The sequence below is a fragment of the Pseudomonas sp. BF-R-30 genome (assembly GCF_019956175.1).
In the GTDB taxonomy this organism is placed as follows: Bacteria; Pseudomonadota; Gammaproteobacteria; order Pseudomonadales; family Pseudomonadaceae; genus Aquipseudomonas; species Aquipseudomonas jessenii.
Genome location: NZ_JAHBDE010000021.1, coordinates 49,701 through 69,302 on the forward strand (window position 1 = coordinate 49,701; position 19,602 = coordinate 69,302).

Genomic DNA, 19,602 nt, shown 5'->3' on the forward strand with positions numbered 1-19,602 from the left:
GCTAACACCGCGAGCGTGTGAAACGGGAGACCCTGAAGTGGGATCTGTCGCACAGAAATGCAAAAGCGGCGCAGAAATGAAAAACCGCTCTATCAATGCTTACATTCCGCCATCACCACTTTGCAGGTACTTGGCGTGCCGCCGGATCGGCCGGAATAGCGTATGCAATTACTCAGGGATTTCTGGCGAGCCATGTCCAGGGTGTCGCCCCAGGCGAGGCCTCCTTCGCCGACAGTGGGGAGGGCTTTTGCATAGCAGGTCGAGCCGACGCTGGGGGCAGAATGCTGAGCCGTGCTGGCTTTGCCTGAACAGCCGGCTATCAGCGCCAGATCGACGGCGAGCAGGGATAGCAGGATCCACGACGAGCATTGGCGCACAGTGTGTCCCGTCATCCCGGTTCCCCTGTAGCAAGAGGCGCATTTGAGATCGTACCTGGCCGGATCAGGGCTGGGGCACTCTCTTACTTGAGCCTATCCTTGCGGCATCGATCCTGCTGCTCCTTTCGTCCGCTTTCCCAGGTTCGGTGTGTCCGGCCGTCCGAGAGCCGGGCCGAGGTCGCTACAGACCACTGAACATGCTGATGATCACGGCATTGACCAGGTCAATGAAAAAGCCACACACCAGCGGCACGATCAGGAAGGCCTGGTGCGCCGCGCCGTACTTTTGCGTCACGGTCGACATGTTGACGATGGCCGTTGCCGTGGAACCGAGGGCAATCCCGCCGAATCCGGAAGCGATCACGCTGGCTTCGTAATTGCGCCCCATAAAACGGAAGACCACAAAATACGTATAGGCGACCGTCAGCAGGATTTGCAGGGTCAATGCGCAAAGAATGAACATCAACGCGCCGCTGAGTTGCCAGAGCTGAAGACCCATCAGGGCCATGGTCAAAAACATGCCCAGACAGATATCGGAGATCAGCGACAGGCCCAGGCTGGCACCGCTCCAGGTTTTCAGTCGCTGGTCACCGACAAAGGCCAGAACGAGGTGGTGAATGACGATGCCGGCGAACAGGCAGCTGACAAACTTGGGCAGGGTGATGCCGGCATCGACCAGCAACAGGTTGAGTCCATAGCCGAGCATCAGGGTCAGGTTGAGCCACATCCAGGCCCAGAGCACGTCGTAGTAGTCCAGCGCCTTGCTCGGTTGTTGCTCGAGAATGCCGACTTCCAGCTCCGCATCCCTGGACGGCGTCAGTTGATAACGGCGTATCAGCTGGTTGGCGATAGGGCCGCCGATGACGCAAGCGGCAATCAGGCCGACAGTGTTGCTGGCGATGCCCAGTTCGTGGGCGTTGCTGATGCCCAGCTTTTCGACGAAGAGCGGTGCCCAGGCCAGGGTCGTGCCCACCCCACCCGTGAGGGAAATGGAGCCCACCATCAACCCCGCCTTGGGATCAAGCCCAAAAGCCTCGGCCACGCCCATGCCCAGCGAGTTCTGCAGCAGAATGAACACAGCGGCGAGTAACAGCAGGATCAGCAGCGGGCGCCCGCCCTTGAGCAGTTGGCGCATGTCCGACTTCAAGCCGATGCCGGCAAAGAAATAGAGCAGCAGGGTGTCGCGAACTTGCAGATCGAATTCGATCTGGATATTCAGGCCAAAGTAAAGCAAGGACGTAACCGCCGCACAGACGAAGCCGCCGACGACCGATTCGGGGATACAGTATTGACGGAGAAAGGCGTTGTGCTGGACGAGGGTTTTGCCAAGGAAAAGCAGGAGGATGGCAAGGGTAAAACTCACGAGGCCGTGAACCTGGAAGAGCTGTGAAGTCATTTAAGGCCTACCTAAAACTGAAAAGTCATTATCAGGATTCGGTCATTCAATGTTTAGACCTGGATCAATGAACGGTCGAAACACCCTTGCTCGTCCAGATGGCTTCCCAGTCATCAGGTGCGTCTGTACGCCAGGAGTGAGGACAGCCTAGCCTGAAGGGGAACCCCCATCCGGGTTGGCATGGCCGCCATCACGCTCCCGATGGCCAGTCAGACGGTGACGTCAGCGCTTGATCAGAGAAATCTTCGTTCCCTCGATACTGACCCCCGCCATTAACCCTTGCTGGTCGAAGATAAACGCGTAGGCGTCGTCTTTGAGCGTCGAGCTGGACAGGTTCTTCGCAACCCCTTCATCCACAAACACAACAGTTGGCCCGACACCGATTTCCCAGCCCTTGGTTTTGGCGACATAGTCCACGGCTTTATCGGTCATCAGGAAAACCACATAGCCGTACGATTGGGCGCCGGCCTGCAGCCCCCATGAACCGCTGACAGAGTTGTAGTAGTTCTCGACTTTCGTGCCCTTCATTAAAACGCCTTCGCCATAACTGCCGCCGAATACAAGTCCCGCCTTGATGATGTTCGGGAAGACCAGCACAGCCTTGGCTTGGTGCGAGATGGTTTCGGAGAATGGATTGGTCTTGTAGAGCGTCTGCAACGCTTGTCGAGCGTCGGCATTCAGATCCTCGGCGGTGGCCGCTGCGGCATTGTTCAGGAAACCGGCCGATGCCAATGTTGCAATCGCGAGGAAGAACGACCGGAAGAACTGCATTGATCGAGTCATTTGCGTACTCCGCTGAGGGAGCAGGGGATGAGAGCAGCGGCAAGTGCCTGCGTCACACAGGAACCGAACCCGCTGAGGTTATCCGGCGCACCCTGAAATGTGTGAATTGCAGGCTGCGCTCGTGAAAGAACTGGGCTCTGGGCCACTGATCGTTTGCGCTGCCATCAGCTGTTATGACCACTGCGTATCGGCCGGGTTCGCTGTCAGTTTTGCTTCTGGCCGATGGTTTTCCGCCTCGCATGCATTCGCGACTAGAATTTCACTGCCAATCATTCTTGAGCAAGATCAGTTTTTTCGCCCTCCGGGAACCAGATATGACAAATTCTCAAGATAAAGCCGAATCCGACGCGGATTTAGCTCAAATGGTTATAGGGCTAGGGCCCTGCACTTATCTGTTGTTGCTCTTGCTAGGGTTGATCCTCCTGTTTCCCTTTCTTGAGGAGGGGCTGATTGCTCGCATGTTGCTCGGCATTCTGTTTTCGGCCGTGCTGCTCGTGGGTGCTTTCGCCACCCGGCAGACCCGGCGGGGCTTCATCCTCAAACTGTGCCTGGCGTTGCTTGGGATTTGTCTTCAATGGGCGGCCTTGTGGACCGAGAGTGTCGCGACGCTTGAACTTGCCGGGATCACCTATGCGGCGTCACTTGCGGTTTCGTTCAGCGGAGTGCTTCGCTACCTTCTCAAACGCGGGCCAATTACAGCCGACAAGCTTCATGGCGCGCTTGCGGGCTACATCATGCTGGCCTTCGCTTGGTCCTTCATCTATGCCCTGGTCGAGATTTCCGCCGCGGGCTCATTCGGCCCTGGCAACTTCGATTTCAGACAAGCCGGCACTTTCTTCAAACTGATCTATTTCAGCTTCACGACGCTCACGACCACCGGTTACGGGGATGTTATCCCGTTGACCAACCACGCCCGCTCACTGGTGATGGTCGAAGAGTTTTCAGGCGTCTTTTACGTGGGGGTCGTGATAGCGCGGCTTGCCGGCATTTATCCGTCGCATCAGGCCAGGTGACGCCCGATTTGCCTGGGCCACCACCGGCCTTCCGCTGCCCCGGTATTTATTGGGTCAAATGACTTTAACGATCCATGGATTACCGGAAACAGGCTTGAGTGCTGACGAGCTGAGGAATCGAGCGGTCCATGCACTTTTATAAAGCGCCATGCCTAACAACGTGCACCAGTCGGAAGCGCCGCAAAGCGCTATCGCCTGCGGTAACTCCAACGTCGTGACAATCCCCCCTGGCTCAAGAGTCAGTGTTTCCAGATAGTTGAAGTCTCTGTGTCGCTGGCTGGCACAAAGGCTGCAAGGCTGACTTCAGGTCCACCTGGAACGCATTCGTGTGGACAGCCCCCTCGGTCAACGACGATCGATTGGCCGGACAGGTCGTGGGCAGCATCGGTGGATCAGGCATAGATGCCTGGTTTGTACACCGCAAAAGAACAGGCAAAGACGCCTGGAACCGAAAGGTTTCAGGCGTTTTTTTTTGCTTTTAAAACCGTGATTGGCTCGGGCTGGGTGCTTTCTATGAATTCCAATGTTGCCACGTTGAACAAGATGCAAACGCTGATCGTGATCGGTAATGGCATGGTCGGACATCATTGTGTCGAACAGCTGATCGAGCGGGGAGCGCTTGACCATTACCGGCTGCACGTCTTCAGTGAGGAGCCGATGCGCGCCTATGACCGTGTGCATCTTTCCGAGTACTTCTGCGGTCGTGATGCCGAGTCGCTGGCGCTGTCCGATGCGTCGCTTTACCAGACGCCCGGCGTTACGCTGCATTTGGGTGTGCCGGTATTGGAAATCGACCGCGCCCGTCGCCAGGTGGTCACCTCGCAAGGTTGCGTCTCGTATGACAAATTGGTGCTGGCCACCGGTTCTTATCCGTTCGTTCCGCCAATCGAAGGCGCCGAAGGGGAATCGCGCCTGGTCTATCGCACCCTGGAAGACCTCGATGCCATTCGGGCTGCTGCGGCCAATGCCCGGCGCGGCGTGGTGGTCGGCGGTGGCTTGCTGGGGCTGGAAGCCGCGAACGCGTTGAAGAGCCTGGGCCTTGAAGCCCACGTGGTGGAGTTCGCGCCGCGCCTGATGCCGGTACAGCTGGATGACCTCGGTGGCCAGGCGCTCAAGGCGCAGATCGAACGATTGGGCGTCGGTGTACACCTGTCCCGCGCCACGCAATCGATCAGTGCGGGCGAGCAGTACCGCTATCGCATGAATTTCGCCAATGACGAATTCCTCGAAACCGACCTGATCGTGTTTTCCGCCGGTATCCGCGCTCAAGACGCGCTGGCTCGTCGATGCGCGCTGGAGATCGGTCCGCGCGGTGGCGTGGTGATCGACGACACGTGCCTAAGTTGCGACCCGAACATCTACGCCATCGGTGAATGCGCTTCATGGAACGGCAGCCTGTTCGGCCTGGTCGCACCGGGCTACCAGATGGCGCGCAGCGTTGCGGCCCGTCTGTGCAACGAAGTCGCCGAGCCGTTCACCGGTGCCGACATGTCGACCAAGCTCAAGCTGCTGGGGGTGGATGTCGGCTCCATCGGCGACGCCCACGGCAACACCCCGGGCGCGCGCAGCTATCAATTCATCGACGAAACCAGCGCCAGTTATCGCCGCCTGGTGGTGGATGCAAGTGGCAAACACGTCCTCGGTGCAGTGCTGGTCGGTGACAACAGCTATTACGACACCCTGCTGCAATACATGCAGAACGCCATTGCCTTGCCGTCGGAACCGGCCAGCCTGATTCTGCCGTCCTCCGAAGGCGCGCCGGCCCTGGGCCCGGGTGCGCTGCCCGAGTCGGCCACGGTGTGTTCATGTCATAACGTCACCAAGGGCTCCATTTGTTCGGCCATCGACGGCGGCTGTACGGACCTGGGCCAGCTCAAGTCGCAGACCAAGGCTTGCACCGGCTGCGGCGGTTGCGCCGGCCTGCTCAAGCAAGTGTTCGAGCATGAGCTGATTGCCCGCGGCGTCAGTGTCGACAAGAGCCTGTGCGAACACTTCGCCTATACCCGTCAGGAGCTTTATGCGCTGGTACGGGTAGAGGGAGTGATCACCTTCGAAGAACTGTTGGCCAAACATGGCCGTGGCCACACCGGTTGCGACGTCTGCAAACCGGCGGTGGGCTCGATCCTCGCCTCGTGCTGGAACCAGCCGATCATGGACACGTCGCTGGTGCCCTTGCAGGACACCAACGACACCTTCATGGCCAACATGCAGAAAAACGGTACGTACTCGGTGGTGCCGCGTATTCCCGGCGGCGAAATCACCGCCGACAAGCTGATCGCGATTGGCGTGGTGGCGAAGAAATACGACCTCTACACCAAAATCACCGGCGGGCAGCGCATCGATCTGTTCGGCGCTCAGTTGCATCAGTTGCCGGACATCTGGGCCGAGCTGATTGAAGCGGGTTTTGAGACCGGGCACGCCTATGGCAAATCGACCCGGACGGTGAAGTCCTGTGTCGGCAGTACCTGGTGCCGTTATGGCGTACAGGACAGCGTACAAATGGCCCTGACCATCGAAGACCGCTACAAGGGCCTGCGCTCGCCGCACAAGCTCAAGTTCGCCGTCTCCGGATGCACCCGTGAATGCGCCGAGGCGCAGAGCAAGGACGTGGGCGTAATCGCCACCGAGAAAGGCTGGAACCTCTACGTGGCCGGTAACGGCGGCATGCGTCCGCGCCACGCCGAGCTGTTTGCCACCGACCTCGATGACGCGACCCTGATTCGTTACATCGACCGCTTCCTGATGTTCTACATCCGCACCGCCGACAAGTTGCAGCGTACCTCGGTCTGGCGCGAGAGCCTGGAAGGCGGCCTCGACTACCTCAAGGACGTGATCATCAACGACAGCCTCGGGCTGGGTGAGGAGCTCGAGTCGCAGATGCAGCTGGTGGTCAACCGCTACGAGTGCGAATGGGCCAATGCCCTTAAAGACCCGGAAAAGCTCAAGCGCTTCCGCACCTTCGTCAACGATCAACGCCCGGACCCGGACATCCATTTTGTCCAGGAACGCGGTCAGCGCCGGCCGATCATGGCCGCTGAACTCCACCTTATCCCTGTCATTGAGGAGATTGTCTGATGAGCCAGTCCGATACCCAGCGCGCCTATTCCAGTTCCTCCCTGGTCCATCCCGATGCCTGGCAAGCGGTGTGCAGCCAGGATGATCTGGTGAGTAACTCCGGCGTCGTCGTCTGGCTGGACGGTGCACAAGTGGCGCTGTTCTACCTGCCGGCTGCCGAAGGCAAGACCCTCTACGCCATCGATAATCATGACCCGCAATCCGGGGCGAATGTCATCGGTCGCGGGCTGATCGGCAGCATCAAGGGCGATCTGGTGATTGCCTCGCCACTCTACAAACAGCATTTCCGCCTTGAGGACGGCAGTTGTCTGGAGTATCCGCAGCAGCGTCTGCGGGTCTGGCCTGTGCGCCTCAACGGAGGCCAGGTGGAGGTCGCGGTGGCCTGACCACATGGATTTCCACGCGGTCTGAACGCTCACTCAATTAATGATTCATGCCAGGCTCCGGCGGAGTCGATGATCAATGACAAACAGTATCGGAGGCTCGTATGAAAACAGCCGCACAACTGCTCAAGCTCAAGGCCGTGCAGAACCGACGGGTGCATAGCATCGCGCCAGACCAGACGGTGCTTGAAGCGTTGAAGATGATGGCCGAAAAAAATGTCGGTGCGTTACCTGTCATGGAGGAGGGGCAGGTGGTCGGCGTTATCAGCGAACGCGACTATGCGCGCAAGGTCGTTCTACAGGGGCGCTCTTCGGTCGGTACGCCAGTCCGGGCCATCATGAGTGCGCCCGTGGTGACAGCAGACAGTCAGCAGAGTATTGAGCGTTGCATGGCGGTCATGACCGACAGTCACCTGCGCCATCTACCGGTGGTGGAGGGCGACCAACTGATTGGCCTGTTGTCGATTGGTGATCTGGTTAAAGAAGCCATCGTCGAGCAGGCCGAACTGATCCGGCAACTGGAACACTATATTCGCGGACATTAAAGCGACCGGGGCAGGGTGGATCGAAGGCTTGTGAGTACATGCAGTTTTCAGATGTGCCGGGCGTCGGGCGGGAATTGATCAGGGAGCATATGACATGGCCAGGTTGAGCACGGCACAACGTATCGTCATCGGCTTTGCAATTGCGCCGTTGGTACTGACAGGTTTGGTGTTGTATGCGTTGCACGATCTGGCAACGCTAAAGGAACAGGCCATGCTGATCGTCAAACGGGACTGGCCGAAAATCGATCCGATCATGGTCATTGCCACAGGTGTACGGGACAACGCCAGGAACACCCGGGACTTGCTGATCGACAAAGACAATCAGCAAGTGCAAGAGGCCATCGATGCCACCAAAAAGCGTATCAGCCTGGCCCTGAAAACCCTCGAGCCGCTGTTCGATCTGCCGGAAGGCAAGACCGCCTATGCTGCCCTGAAAAAGAACCGCGAGGCTTACGTCGACGCATTCACCCAGGTGCAGGTGTTGATCCGGCAAGGCGCTTTTGATGCCGCGATGGCGCAGTTGAAACAGCACGTCGTCCCCGCCGAACAGCAGGTTTATAAAAGTCTGGACGCCTTGATGGCGCTGCAAGGGCAGATCTTCGCCGACCGTGAAAGATCGGCGCAGGCGCTGTACGAAGAAGCGTATCTGAACATGTTGGGGCTGCTTGCATTCTGCCTGGCCTCGGTCATCGCCGCGGCGGTCATCGTGACGCGCAGTGTCACCCGGCCCTTGGGTGGCGAGCCCGATGATGCCGCGCGGGTCTTGAGTCAAATCGCGCAGGGCGACCTGACGATTCAAGTGCCAGTGAATGCAAATGCCGACGGTAGCGTGATGATGAACATGCACCGGATGCAGCAAAGCTTGAACGCGATGGTCAGGCACATCGCCGTGTCGGTCGATCAGGTGGCCAGTTCGTCCGAAGAGCTGAGCACGGTCAGCAGTCAGACCAGCAGCAGTTTGCAACTTCAGGGCCTGGAGATCGAACAGGCTGCGGCGGCGGTCAATCAGATGACGGCGGCCGTCGACGAGGTCGCACGCAATGCCGTCAGCACCAGCGAGGCGTCCCGGGTTTCCGAGCAAACGGCACAACGCGGCCGTGAGCAAGTTCAGGAAACGGTGGCCTCGATAGGTGCGCTGGCGGACGGCATGATGGATACCTCCGAACGTGTTCAGCAATTGGCCGGACGTGTACAAGACATTAGCGCGGTACTGGATGTAATTCGCAGCATTGCCGAGCAAACCAATTTGCTGGCCCTCAACGCAGCGATTGAAGCGGCTCGTGCCGGTGATGCCGGGCGTGGTTTTGCGGTAGTCGCCGATGAGGTGCGGGCGCTGGCCCATCGCACTCATGTGTCGACCCAGGAAATCGAGCAGATGATTGGCAATATTCGGCTCGATACCGGGCACGCGGTGACCGCAATGCAAAGCAGCGGTCACCTGGTGCAGACGACCCTGGAAGTCGCGCAACGCTCCGGCGAGGCACTGGAGGAGATCACCCGGTCGATCTCGCAGATCAATGAACGCAACCTGCTGATCGCCAGTGCCACGGAGGAGCAGGCCCTGGTGGCGCGTGAGGTGGACCGCAACCTGGTGGGCATTCGTGACTTGTCCGAGCAGATCGTACTGGGTGCCCGACATACCCACGCAGCCGGTCAGGAGCTGGCGCAGATGGCTGGAGCGCTGCACCAGACGGTGGCGCGCTTTAAAACCTAGGCAGATTCGTTTTGCTTGTAGCAAGAGGGCCTCAAGGAGGCCCTCATCGCCAACGCCTGGTTGTACTCAGTTCGCCTTTATCGGCACCGTCACGGTTTTGCCGAAGGCCGATTTGATGGTCGCCGTCGGGCCAGGCGACGGGCCACTGCCGGCGGTGGTCACCGCTATGTTCCAGCGCGCGCCTGTCGGTGTCTGCGTCAGCACGGCGGCGCCAAGGTTCACCGTACCGGTTGTGGTCGTGGCCGTCGCCGTGATGGTATTGCCCGTGCCACGGGAGGTGGTGCCGGACAGGACCCAATACCAGCGGCTGTTGCTGCGGGCGGTGACGGTGGCGCTGGTGACGATCAGGTTCTCGTTGATCGCTGCCGAGACCGCCACGGACACCGTTGCCGGTGCCGACTCCGCGTTCCTGGCATCGCTGGCCCTATAGGCAAAGGTCGCGGTGAACGGCGCAGGGACCGTGGCCGGTGGTGTGTAGGTCACACGCAGGCCATCGGTGCTGACCACGCCCTTGCCGGAGTCCGGTTGCTCCAGACCTACCACTTTAAGTGGCACGTTACCGTCAGGGTCGCTGTCGTTGGCCAGCACGTTGATGATCACCGGTTGGCCGGTGTTACTGATGGCGCTGTCGGGGTTGGCAATCGGTTTTTGGTTATCGCCGTCCTCTTCACGTCTATCGCCAGTGCGGAAAGTCGGCAGCGCCGCGGAATTGACGTAGGTGACGCCGTCCCAGCCGGGCAGGGGGGTTGGCATCAACTGGAACTGGCCGGGGTGCTCGACATCCCAGCGCAGCAGCATGGAGGTGTCCTCGTGCTGAGTGTTGTGGCAATGCTCCAGGTAGGTCCCGGCGAATTCGCGGAAGCGGATCGCAATGTCCACGTCCTGCGAGCTGTCGATGCCTTCGCCGATGAGATAGACGTCTTTGCGTGCCCATTTTTCCCATTCCGGCGGCGCCTTGCCGTCACGGTTGAGGACGATACCTTCTTCGAAGTGCACGTGCACCGGGTGGCTCCAGCCGTTGCCGCCGTTCCTGATTTTCCACACTTCCAGGGTGCCGTCGCCGGAGAAGCCGGCAGGGGTCGGGCCGGTGGCCAGTTGCGGAGCGGCGCTGATGATTCGAGGATCCATCTGGAAGCCGAAACCGCCGTCGGTCTTGATGGTCCAGGGTTCTTCGTCGGTACCGTCGGAGCGGCCGAAGGTGAACTCGCGATGCCGCGCCGCCTTGAGCGTGGCTTGCACCGTCGGGTCGTCACGGTTGAGGGTCAGCGGGATCATGCTTTTACCCACCGGTTTGCCCGGCTTGGCGGGTTCGAAGTCGGCGGGGTTCATGCTCACGTCCTGACCGGCGTAAGGCTGGACCACCATCTGCATGAACTTGCCCACCACCGGATCGCCGGCGTCCCACTCCAGCCCTTTGCTGCCCAGCTTGAGTACCGCCTTGTACCTGCCGGACAAGACATCGGCCAGGCTCAGCGGTAAAGCCTCCGGCCCCTTGCCATCGTGGTGCTCCATCAGGTTGACGAAGTACAGCTTGTCACCGGTGCTGATCCCGTGTTTCGAGAAGTTGACAATGATGTCGAAACGCTCGGCGATGCCCATGCTGGGCAGGATGGCGTTGTGGTCCTGCAGGTCGCCGTCAGCGTCCAGGTCCATGCTGCCATCGAACGGCACCGCGTGTTCCATGAGGTTGCCGTCGTTGGCGATCAAGTGGAACGGCACGCGGGTGTAAGACAGGCCGGAGCCTGTCGGGCCGGGGAATTCGCCACCGGTGCCGACGATTTCACGCACCAGCGCGATCCTGAAGAAGCGCGACACCGAGCCGTTGAGGATGCGGAAACGATAGCTGCGCGCCCGCACGTTCAGGCGCGGCTGGTACTGCCAGTTGACCAGGATCTGATCGCCAAGAAAACCATCGGTGTTGAACGGGTTGAACCACAGCTGGCCATTGGTATCCCAGGCCTTGTCGGCCACGGTCAGGTTCACATCGTAGTCGCGGTTGCCCCAGGGCAATGCCGAACCGCTGGGCAGGCGCAGGTTGACGCCGTCTACAAACGCTTCGTTACCGCGATCCAGGGCGCTGTAGTAGTTCATCATCGTCGCGTTGCCCTTGTAGACATTCTGCGCGGTGAAATCGAGCATGTGGTCATGGAACCAGTGGGTGCTCATGGTTTCGCGCCAGTCGCCACGGATCTTGATGCTGCCGTTGTCGCAGGTCTTGAAGCCCGGCGTGGCATCGTTGACGAACAGGGTTTCACCCGGCGCGCAAGGGAACGCCGCGCGCGGATCCTGAGCGCTGGTGTTGATGCTGTCGTAACCGGCCAACTGGATCGGCCAGCGATAGTCGTAGTACTGCCCCGGAAAGAAAAACGCATTGGCAAAGCCGTCGCTTTCGGCCGGGGAGTGGCCGTTGTGTTCGTGGGTGCTGAGGGTGTGCAGGCCGAAACCCATGTTGGCCGACGGGTCGATCGGCAGTGCGTTGTAGTGGCGCATCAGCACCGGTTGGCCGTACCGCACCATCAGCAGTTTTGGCGGAAAGGTGCCGTCGAAGGTCCAGAGCGCCTTGTGGTTCTGAATCGGCATGTTGGGGTGAAAGCGGGTGTCGATGCCTTTGGTGGTGCCCGTTATGATCGGGTTGTCCGAGGTCTGGTTGTAGAGCCCGCCCGGCCCGAACTCACCGACGGCGTAGTTGTGCAACTGGCGGCGGTCGCGCATGCCGCCGTTGAGCTTGGCGCCGGCTTGAGCGGTCTTGAAGGCGACCTGAGGGTAAAACTCGTTCCAGCGCTGGTGCGACCAGCCTTTTCCTGGCGGACGACCTTCGGCCGGCGAGCCCACCGGATGGCGGTTGAGGAAGGCTTCGATCTGCGCTTTCCACGGGTTGCGGTCCAGCACGTTGGAAAACTGCGACGGAAACGGGTACAGCCCCGGCTGGCGCATGAAGGCTTCCAGCGCCGCGGCCGAAGGGCCGCTGCGGGCGATATTGTTCGGGTCCTGCGTGGGCGCCGGGCCGACGATCGGAACCGGGAAGGTCAGGGGCGGTGCCGGCAGTGTCGGGTCGAGTTTTTCCGTGCCGAATTCTTCGAACAGCAGCAGTTGCTGAGTGTACGGCTGGGCCCCGAACAACGGGCTGGGCTTGCCGTTGGTGGGGATTTTGAAGGAAGTTTGCAAGTTTGGCGGCAGCACGTTGTCGACCGTTGGCGTGGTGCGGGTGCCGAACACGCCGTTGGGCAGGGCGTAGGCGCCCGTGTTGGCGGGTGGCATGGCCTCTATGGCATCCAGCGCAGCCTTGGGGTCGGCCGGCGGATTGGTAAACGCCGAGGGGTCCGTCGGTGGTGGTGGGCCGAAATCATCCAGCGGCGCGGCTTCTGCCGTGGCCAAGGTAAGGAACATCGCACAATGCAGGCTTGATTTGCGCAGCAAGCCGAAGGAGTCGCAAGATGGAGTAGTGCGTTTCATTTTTCACCCCACGCGTGATGCCCCGTCGTCTCCAAATCCGGGGCGACAGCTGTTACGGGTACCAGGGGGTGTGCAACTAATGAGCCATTACTGTAGGGCGAAGAAAAAATTCAATCTAATTAACAATCTGTTTCTAAAGTGTTTTAAGCCAGAGAAGGGGGAGTGGGGAATATTCCTCAAGTTTGGTGGTAAACCCCTGTTTGGGTGGGTGTAGTGCCCCATTTATGGCGATAGTCGCGGAGAAGGACCGCACCTGCTTCAACCACAGCAAAACTGAACAAGAGCTTGGCCTGAGTTTCCGGGCGCTAGAGCTGACAATCACCGACACGGTGGCGTGGTACCGCGATCACGATTGGTTCGAGAGTCAAACCTTAAGTTCCCGGAACCGCACTTCTTCCACATTGACCGCACACCTGAACAAGGACGTAAACATACTGTGAGTAGGGAAATAATCCTGATGCGTCACGGCCAGCCAAAGCTGGTCGCAACCGACAAAATGTCAGCGCTCGATATGAAAGACTGGATCGAGCAATACAACCAGTCCGAAATAACCGATCAACCCGTCCCGGATGCCAGCATGCAGCTCGCCGCAACCGCCACGGTGATTGTCTCAAGCAGCGCGCCTCGTGCGCTGACCTCCGTCCAGGCTCTTGGCCTGAAACCCGCCCTTGTCGACGCGCTTTTCTGTGAAGCGCAACTGCCTTACGGTCACTGGAAACTGCCACGGCTATCGCCGTTTACATGGGCATTTATCCTTCGAGTCTTATGGTTGTGCGGTTACTCACGCAGAGTCGAATCCGCCGGCACTGCGAGGATGCGCGCCAGCACGGCAGCTCGACGACTTCAGTCCCTTGCCAGCGAAGGACCGGTTCTGCTGCTCGGTCATGGCTTTATGAATCGAATGATCGCCAAACAACTGGTGGCAGATGGATGGATTCGCCAAAAACGTAACGGCAGCCAGTATTGGAGTGCGACGGTGTATCAATATGGCGGTGCTTAAAAGGTGCCTGGACAGATACCTGTTGCTGCGGGTGGCGACAGGCAGAATCCGGCCACAAGCGGTCATTCCTGACCGCTAGCAAGCGGCCCTACGATTGCGCTGCATGGGTTGCTGGCCTGACGCCTGTGCACGATGCCCTGCAACCAGGCATCACTCCCTGTTCAGCACATCGATGATAGGGCAAGCGGCCCCGCCGTCGCCTGCATCGCACTCCTGCACCAGTCCGCCCAGCACCTGCCGAATTGCGGCAAGGTCGGCCATCTTTTGCTCGATCAGGGCCAGTTTGCGCACGGCCAGTGCTCGAGTCTCGCGACAAGTGCAGGCCGCATCAAGTGTCAGCAGTGCGCCCACCTCATCCAGCGTGAATCCCAGCGCCTGCGCCCTCTTGATGAAGCGCAACCGTTTGACCTGCTCCGGTAGATAGTACCGATAACCACTGAGCGGCTTTGGCGGCACATCCAGCAAGCCGCGTCGCTGGTAATAGCGAATAGTCTCGATGTTCACCTCGGCAGCTTCCGCCAACTTGCCGATACTCAGCCCTGTCGCCATCACACGCCCCTTGATTCTGTACCCGGGTACGGAGTGTAGAGTGACTCTAGGTTAGATCGATTCAATGAAGAAAACGATGGCTCAACAGATCGGCGGACCCTGAGGCGTTGACCAAGGCGACGACGAATGCGGGTTATCCCTCCACCATGCACAAATGAGGCAACCATGAGCGCCGTCATCCTCGAATCCGTGTTGACCTGCCCGCATTGCGGTTTCGCCAGGCAGGAGGCCATGCCCACGGATGCCTGCCAGTTCTTCTACGAGTGTGGCAGTTGCAAAACCCTGCTACGCCCTAACCCCGGTGACTGCTGTGTGTTCTGTTCGTTTGGCACGGTGAAGTGCCCGCCGTTTCAGGAGCAGCGCGGATGCTGTGGTACGGCCTAACCTATGTTTATTCCGTTGATCAGACGCCCCTGACGCGCCTCCAACGGTGGTTATGGGAGGTTAGTGACATGTGGAATCACGCTCTGGTGCTCGTGATGGTCTACCTCACTATCACCCTCACCATCGGCTGGTTGTATACCATGGCTCTCCTGTATTGGCTTTGACCCAATTGGTGACGATCGGTCGGTCCGCATTTGGTGCCGTTTTCGGCAGCTAGCTTTGTCCCGATTACAGTCGTTGGGGAGTGCCTGCAATGGGTCGGTTGCTACTCTTGGTGACAGGCAGAAATCGGCCAAAAAGCGGACGCTCGCAATAGGCGGCTGTCGGCCAATAGCCGTAAGTAAAAAAATATTGTCTTCATGGCTATTTTCAGCACTTATAGGAAATATTCTTTTCCTTACTGCTGGCATTTTTGGACAAGGATTAAGTACGGGACAACAATCGCGCGTGCGGCCATAAACCGTCACCGTTCAGATTTGACCAACGCGCCTCGTATTCTGACCGGCAGAAAACGCCCCAAAGGCCTAGGTTCTGTACGAAAAGTCGGTGCGGGTAGAATCGCCGCCATGATTGGTTGGAGGCCCGCATGGCAAAAGGGGTACGACGCGGAGCACCTGCGTCAGTACTGCGACCGCTACCGCATGCAGCCGGTGATCCCACAGCGCACCATGAAGCGCAAACCCAACCCTGGGCTGCCCCGGCTGTTTGACCGTCCGAAGTACCGACAGCGGAACATCATCGAGCGGATGTTTGCCTGGCTGAAAGAGAGCCGGCGAATCGGCACCCGCTACGACAAGTTGGCCAAAAGCTTTGCCGCGATGGTCACGCTGGCCTGCACGCTTCGATGCCTACGGCATTACTTTTCGTACAAAACCTAGTAAAAACTGCGCAAAATCAGAACATTCTAGGTATCTGGATGCCAACTCACCAATACCTTGTCATAGTTGAAAATAGTCGGCATGGAGCAGTCAGTTATCATGCTCCATGCCGAGATGGGTTTATGTCAGCAGATTACGGTGCAGTTCGATAAACTGCGCAGGGGTCAGCAGGGGCTGGCCGATGATAGCGGTACCGATGCTGTCTAAACCTTCCAAGCGCCTTTCACGTTGGTCAATCTTTACTGCACTGAAATGCGAAAAATAGGAGCGATCGTGGTCCAGACCCAGCAGGGAGACGAAGTCCTCAACCGGGATCTGTTCAAAGCGCACCTCCTTGCCTAGAACAGTGCTCAGGAGGCCGGCTAGTTCCTGGTGGCTGTATTCTTCTGGCCCATGCAGTTCATAAGTCTGATGGCCATGCCCTTCAGGATTGGTCAGGATACCTGTAACGATGCGTCCGATATCACTTGCAGCCAAGGGAGCAAATCGGCTGTCAGGGTCGAATGGCGTGACATACCGGCCAAACCGAATCAGGGGCGCAATGTAGAGCATCCACTCGGCAAAGAAGGTAATACGCAGATGAGTGGTGGGGATCCCAGTCCAACTAAACACTTGCTCGGACATCCAGTGATTTAGGGTGGCCGGACTGCGCGCATCGGGACGTGATTGCTTTTGGGACAAATTTACAATGTGCTTTACCCCTTGTTCTCTTGCCGCTTGGGAAAATATCACTGCCGCTTCAACTAATCCCGCGGTTAGTGGATAGCAGAGGTATGCCCCATCAACGCCTTCCATTGCCGTGCGAACGTGCTTGAGGTTTAGCAGATCTCCTACAAAGACATTAGCACCCTGATCTTGAAGTTTTTGGGCGCGCGCATCTTCGCTGCGAACAAACGCATTTACTCGATGACCTTTCTCCAACAGGAATTTGACAGTCGGAGAACCTGTTGCGCCGGTAGCGCCTGTAACCAGAAAAGTTTTCATCAGTAAGCACCTCTAGTTGTAGGCAAGGGAACTTCATTAGAGACTCGAAGTTCCCCGCACATTGGGATCGTCACATGCTGGGTTGAGGGCACCACTTCTATCGACAGAATATTCAGTGATGCCACGGTTCCGGCGCAACAAATCAGACGGTTAACTGAGTTAAAAGCCGGAGTTAGACCAAGTTGATTTCAACATCGATATTGCCGCGAGTCGCCTTCGAATAGGGACAGGTAGAGTGCGCAGTATCGACCAGCGAGCGAGCAACTTCGGGATCTACACCGGGGATGCTGACATTGAGGCGTGCTTGTAGGAAATATGCGTTGCCGTTGATGCCGAGATCCACTTCGGCATCAACGGTCACATCCGTGGGGCGCGTTACTTTCAGCGTGACAGCGGCTTTTCCAATGGCCTCGATGAAGCACGATGACCAACCAGCAGCTAGCAACTGCTCGGGGTTGGTGCCAGCGCCGGAGGATCCTGGAGTCGACAACTTTATGTTCAGACGACCATCGTCGCTGTGCGACTCGCCAGCACGCCCTCCGGTGGTGTGAGTTTTTCCGGTGTAAAGTACGTTTTCGATTTGGTTGATCATGGGGATACCTTATCAATTGGATGTGTGCCATTTATTTGCGAGTGTAATCGGGCAATGGCGTAAACCCGATATAGCTAAATAGTTAACTTGCAGATGCAGGCGTGCCCCTACATTTGAATCAGTGGAAACTCTGAGTCAAATCTTCCACACGAATTCAAAGCTCTAAAGCACTTAGGATTTGTTTGCGAATACACCTAAACTAGTTTTGACAAGTAGAGATATGTTCACGTCTTCTATCAGCTTGGTTTCAACGCCAGGTCGTTGCCGTCGCTGAGATCGGCTTCAAGTACTTCAACCGTCCGCTGAGTCTCTCGGGTGATGCGGTTAGCCAGGGCATTAAGACGTTCGCGATTACGGGCCACGAGGATCAAGTCGTAGCCGCGACGCGCCAGACAGTCTGCGTAGGTCGCACCGATACCGAATGAGGCTCCGGTGATGAGTGCGCTGCTGGGATGTGCGTGAGCCATGTTGGATCTCCGAGGGAGAGTGAACCTGAAGCTGATATTGCACCGATTTGACGGCGGCCTAAATGACGTTTATGGTCGTCTTTTAGGACATCGGAGGAAAAGCGTATGCACCGCATCGGCTATCTGCTGACGGATGGGTTCCAGATGCTTACATTGGGGACGCAGACGGTGTTCGAATACGCTAATTTCGTTGTGAAGAGCCCTTTCTACACGATAGGGATTTTCTCGCCGGCTGGTGGCCTGGTGCGCTCGTCGCTGGGGCTCGCAGTTGATACGCGCCCAATGGAGGCGCCCAGACTGGCTGACACGTGGATCATCGTCGGGGTCCCCGATCCACTGACCGCGGAGCCTGTGGAGACCGTGTTGGACTTCGTGCGACAGGCCGGTAGTCAGGCACGGCGCACCGCTGGCGTCTGCACCGGTGGCTTCATATTGGCCGAGGCCGGTCTGCTCGATGGGCGCCGCGCCACGACCCACTGGTTTTTCGCCCAAGAAATGCAAAAGCGCTATCCGAACATCGATGTCGACGATGACCGCATCTACATTATCGACGGACCAATCTGGACCTCTGCCGGCATGACCGCAGGACTCGACCTCGCCCTAGGTATGGTAGAAAAGGACCTTGGGGCAGACGTAGCGCGTTCGGTTGCGCACAATTTAGTGATGCACCAGCGCCGTTCGGGTGGGCAATCGCAACATTCAGAGATGCTTGACTTGGCCCCTAAGTCGGATCGCATCCAGAACGTGCTGAACTATGTGCGTCAAAACCTGACGCGGCCGCTCAGCGTAGAGGAGTTGGCAGAGACCGCACACTTGAGCCCGCGCCAATTCACCCGAGTGTTCACCGCGGAAACAGGGCAATCGCCAGCGAAGGCCATCGAAGGTCTGCGGCTGGAGGCTGCGCGGTTAATGATCGAACAAAGCCGCCACTCTCTAGAAATGATCGCGAGGGAAACCGGGTTTCGCGATCGTCGACACATGCGCGAAGCTTTTATGCGAGGTTATGGTGTGCCCCCCCAGGCGGTGCGCCAGGATGCTCGAGGTGTCGCGCTTTAGCTACGGTAACTGGGTCAATGCCGACCCGTACGCGAGATTCGATGAAAAGCCCCTCCCTCAGTAACCCTGATTGCTCTGAGTTTCGCCGGCCTGGGAGGGGGCATATTGATTGCGATAAGAGTCATTTGGCGCCCGTAGCCCTAGGTTTTGTACGAAAAGTAATGCCGTAGGCATCGAAGCGTGCAGGCCAGCGTGACCATCGCGGCAAAGCTTTTGGCCAACTTGTCGTAGCGGGTGCCGATTCACCGGCTCTCTTTCAGCCAGGCAAACATCCGCTCGATGATGTTCCGCTGTCGGTACTTCGGACGGTCAAACAGCCGGGGCAGCCCAGGGTTGGGTTTGCGCTTCATGGTGCGCTGTGGGATCACCGGCTGCATGCGGTAGCGGTCGCAGTACTGACGCAGGTGCTCCGCGTCGTACCCCTTTTGCCATGCGGGCCTCCAGCCAATCATGACGGCGATTCTACCCGCACCGACTTTTCGTACAGAACCTAGGATACTGAGAGACGGTTTTATTCACCTTATTTCCCCAGCCTCCTGCACACTTGGCTTTTCGTCGCCGAGACATGTCTGCAGATAAATTATGATTTTTTGCATAATTGCGAATTAAGCCAATAACCTAGGCTTTTCTGCCAGCCACTACCAGAAAATGGCAATAAAAATCTAAAGCATCTAGCCGTTAAACTATTCTGGCATCTGCCTTTTTGCTCTTGCTCCGCGTATTTCAACTTTTGCTCTGGCTACAGCAGCTTGTTTGGTCGATTTCTGTCTGTCGCAACCGTCAGATTTGGGTCGATTTCAGCCGGTTGTCGCAGGCAGAAATCGGCCCAGAGTGTGTAAAAACGCATTAGGGCCTTGTCGGCGCGAAGAGCCGACGGCTGTTCGCTGAGTGAGTCCGCTTAAGGCACCATAGTTGATCAATATCGCATCGGTGCCCTTCAGCAAGGTTCTACA

General features: G+C 58.2%; 15 protein-coding genes and 4 pseudogenes. 10 read left to right on the plus strand and 9 right to left on the minus strand.

The features are described 5' to 3' along the window. Positions 1–92 precede the first annotated feature (92 nt). The 3 genes from KGB20_RS12560 to KGB20_RS12570 all read right to left on the minus strand — a co-directional run bounded on the left by KGB20_RS12560 (position 93) and on the right by KGB20_RS12570 (position 2,556). The gene (locus KGB20_RS12560) at positions 93–392 is read right to left on the minus strand and encodes a DUF4189 domain-containing protein (protein WP_150813963.1); all 300 of its coding nucleotides are present in this window, start codon (positions 390–392) and stop codon (positions 93–95) included. Between the two features lie 166 nt (positions 393–558). After that, a complete protein-coding gene (gene gltS, locus KGB20_RS12565) occupies positions 559–1,773 on the minus strand; it encodes a sodium/glutamate symporter (protein WP_102672736.1) in 1,215 nt (404 codons plus the stop codon). A gap of 222 nt (positions 1,774–1,995) precedes the next feature. Beyond that, the gene (locus KGB20_RS12570) at positions 1,996–2,556 is read right to left on the minus strand and encodes a YSC84-related protein (RefSeq protein ID WP_159390150.1); all 561 of its coding nucleotides are present in this window, start codon (positions 2,554–2,556) and stop codon (positions 1,996–1,998) included. Positions 2,557–2,870: 314 nt separating this feature from the next. On the opposite strand from KGB20_RS12570, the gene KGB20_RS12575 reads away from it, so the two are divergent. From KGB20_RS12575 to KGB20_RS12595, 5 genes are all read left to right on the plus strand, one after another. Then, on the plus strand, positions 2,871–3,569 hold the full coding sequence (locus KGB20_RS12575; RefSeq protein ID WP_159390149.1) for a potassium channel family protein: 699 nt from the start codon (positions 2,871–2,873) through the stop codon (positions 3,567–3,569). Positions 3,570–4,082: 513 nt separating this feature from the next. Then, positions 4,083–6,644, plus strand: a complete 2,562-nt coding sequence (gene nirB, locus KGB20_RS12580; RefSeq protein WP_159390148.1) for a nitrite reductase large subunit NirB — start codon at positions 4,083–4,085, stop codon at positions 6,642–6,644. Continuing rightward, the gene (gene nirD, locus KGB20_RS12585; RefSeq protein WP_090456004.1) at positions 6,644–7,030 is read left to right on the plus strand and encodes a nitrite reductase small subunit NirD; all 387 of its coding nucleotides are present in this window, start codon (positions 6,644–6,646) and stop codon (positions 7,028–7,030) included. Before nirB ends, nirD begins: the two co-directional genes overlap by 1 nt. Positions 7,031–7,131: 101 nt before the next feature. Continuing rightward, positions 7,132–7,572 carry a CBS domain-containing protein gene (locus KGB20_RS12590; protein WP_090456003.1) on the plus strand — a complete coding sequence of 147 codons (441 nt, stop codon included), beginning with the start codon at positions 7,132–7,134 and terminating at the stop codon, positions 7,570–7,572. A 94-nt stretch (positions 7,573–7,666) separates the two neighbouring features. Continuing rightward, complete coding sequence (locus KGB20_RS12595; RefSeq protein WP_223532359.1) at positions 7,667–9,286, plus strand: methyl-accepting chemotaxis protein; 1,620 nt, start codon at positions 7,667–7,669, stop codon at positions 9,284–9,286. A 66-nt stretch (positions 9,287–9,352) separates the two neighbouring features. Here the strand turns inward: KGB20_RS12595 and KGB20_RS12600 are convergent, their stop codons facing one another. Beyond that, the gene (locus KGB20_RS12600) at positions 9,353–12,739 is read right to left on the minus strand and encodes an Ig-like domain-containing protein (protein ID WP_159390146.1); all 3,387 of its coding nucleotides are present in this window, start codon (positions 12,737–12,739) and stop codon (positions 9,353–9,355) included. Positions 12,740–12,972: 233 nt separating this feature from the next. Here KGB20_RS12600 and KGB20_RS12605 point away from each other — a divergent pair. Then, positions 12,973–13,179 (plus strand): annotated as a pseudogene (locus tag KGB20_RS12605) (oxidoreductase); the annotation flags it as partial. 17 nt (positions 13,180–13,196) lie between these two features. After that, on the plus strand, positions 13,197–13,739 hold the full coding sequence (locus KGB20_RS12610) for a histidine phosphatase family protein (protein ID WP_159390145.1): 543 nt from the start codon (positions 13,197–13,199) through the stop codon (positions 13,737–13,739). A 150-nt stretch (positions 13,740–13,889) separates the two neighbouring features. Here the strand turns inward: KGB20_RS12610 and merR are convergent, their stop codons facing one another. Continuing rightward, complete coding sequence (gene merR / locus KGB20_RS12615; RefSeq protein ID WP_154861903.1) at positions 13,890–14,288, minus strand: Hg(II)-responsive transcriptional regulator; 399 nt, start codon at positions 14,286–14,288, stop codon at positions 13,890–13,892. A 165-nt stretch (positions 14,289–14,453) separates the two neighbouring features. On the opposite strand from merR, the gene KGB20_RS12620 reads away from it, so the two are divergent. Together KGB20_RS12620 and KGB20_RS12625 are read left to right on the plus strand one after the other, a co-directional pair. Continuing rightward, the gene (locus KGB20_RS12620) at positions 14,454–14,672 is read left to right on the plus strand and encodes a GDCCVxC domain-containing (seleno)protein (protein WP_150813972.1); all 219 of its coding nucleotides are present in this window, start codon (positions 14,454–14,456) and stop codon (positions 14,670–14,672) included. A gap of 470 nt (positions 14,673–15,142) precedes the next feature. Beyond that, positions 15,143–15,550, plus strand: a pseudogene (locus tag KGB20_RS12625) (transposase); the annotation flags it as partial. Positions 15,551–15,670: 120 nt separating this feature from the next. Here the strand turns inward: KGB20_RS12625 and KGB20_RS12630 are convergent. The 3 genes and pseudogenes from KGB20_RS12630 to KGB20_RS12640 form a co-directional block, all read right to left on the minus strand. Then, the gene (locus KGB20_RS12630) at positions 15,671–16,534 is read right to left on the minus strand and encodes an NmrA family NAD(P)-binding protein (protein ID WP_223532361.1); all 864 of its coding nucleotides are present in this window, start codon (positions 16,532–16,534) and stop codon (positions 15,671–15,673) included. Positions 16,535–16,706: 172 nt separating this feature from the next. Further along, positions 16,707–17,126, minus strand: a complete 420-nt coding sequence (locus KGB20_RS12635; protein ID WP_154908414.1) for an organic hydroperoxide resistance protein — start codon at positions 17,124–17,126, stop codon at positions 16,707–16,709. A 198-nt stretch (positions 17,127–17,324) separates the two neighbouring features. Next, a pseudogene (locus KGB20_RS12640) lies at positions 17,325–17,593 on the minus strand (SDR family NAD(P)-dependent oxidoreductase); the annotation flags it as partial. 105 nt (positions 17,594–17,698) lie between these two features. On the opposite strand from KGB20_RS12640, the gene KGB20_RS12645 reads away from it, so the two are divergent. After that, positions 17,699–18,649 carry a GlxA family transcriptional regulator gene (locus KGB20_RS12645; RefSeq protein ID WP_154908412.1) on the plus strand — a complete coding sequence of 317 codons (951 nt, stop codon included), beginning with the start codon at positions 17,699–17,701 and terminating at the stop codon, positions 18,647–18,649. Positions 18,650–18,789: 140 nt separating this feature from the next. Here KGB20_RS12645 and KGB20_RS12650 read toward each other — a convergent pair. Further along, a pseudogene (locus KGB20_RS12650) lies at positions 18,790–19,074 on the minus strand (transposase); the annotation flags it as partial. Positions 19,075–19,602 lie beyond the last annotated feature (528 nt).

Bases quoted from the DNA above. Each gene is read 5' to 3' on its own strand.
- KGB20_RS12600 (WP_159390146.1), bottom strand. From the start codon at position 12,739: ATGAAACGCACTACTCCATCTTGCGACTCCTTCGGCTTGCTGCGCAAA.
- KGB20_RS12645 (WP_154908412.1), top strand. From the start codon at position 17,699: ATGCACCGCATCGGCTATCTGCTGACGGATGGGTTCCAGATGCTTACA.
- KGB20_RS12610 (WP_159390145.1), top strand. From the start codon at position 13,197: ATGCGTCACGGCCAGCCAAAGCTGGTCGCAACCGACAAAATGTCAGCG.
- KGB20_RS12630 (WP_223532361.1), bottom strand. From the start codon at position 16,534: ATGAAAACTTTTCTGGTTACAGGCGCTACCGGCGCAACAGGTTCTCCG.
- KGB20_RS12575 (WP_159390149.1), top strand. From the start codon at position 2,871: ATGACAAATTCTCAAGATAAAGCCGAATCCGACGCGGATTTAGCTCAA.
- nirD (WP_090456004.1), top strand. From the start codon at position 6,644: ATGAGCCAGTCCGATACCCAGCGCGCCTATTCCAGTTCCTCCCTGGTC.
- KGB20_RS12590 (WP_090456003.1), top strand. From the start codon at position 7,132: ATGAAAACAGCCGCACAACTGCTCAAGCTCAAGGCCGTGCAGAACCGA.
- gltS (WP_102672736.1), bottom strand. From the start codon at position 1,773: ATGACTTCACAGCTCTTCCAGGTTCACGGCCTCGTGAGTTTTACCCTT.
- KGB20_RS12595 (WP_223532359.1), top strand. From the start codon at position 7,667: ATGGCCAGGTTGAGCACGGCACAACGTATCGTCATCGGCTTTGCAATT.
- KGB20_RS12620 (WP_150813972.1), top strand. From the start codon at position 14,454: ATGAGCGCCGTCATCCTCGAATCCGTGTTGACCTGCCCGCATTGCGGT.
- nirB (WP_159390148.1), top strand. From the start codon at position 4,083: ATGAATTCCAATGTTGCCACGTTGAACAAGATGCAAACGCTGATCGTG.
- merR (WP_154861903.1), bottom strand. From the start codon at position 14,288: ATGGCGACAGGGCTGAGTATCGGCAAGTTGGCGGAAGCTGCCGAGGTG.
- KGB20_RS12560 (WP_150813963.1), bottom strand. From the start codon at position 392: ATGACGGGACACACTGTGCGCCAATGCTCGTCGTGGATCCTGCTATCC.
- KGB20_RS12570 (WP_159390150.1), bottom strand. From the start codon at position 2,556: ATGACTCGATCAATGCAGTTCTTCCGGTCGTTCTTCCTCGCGATTGCA.
- KGB20_RS12635 (WP_154908414.1), bottom strand. From the start codon at position 17,126: ATGATCAACCAAATCGAAAACGTACTTTACACCGGAAAAACTCACACC.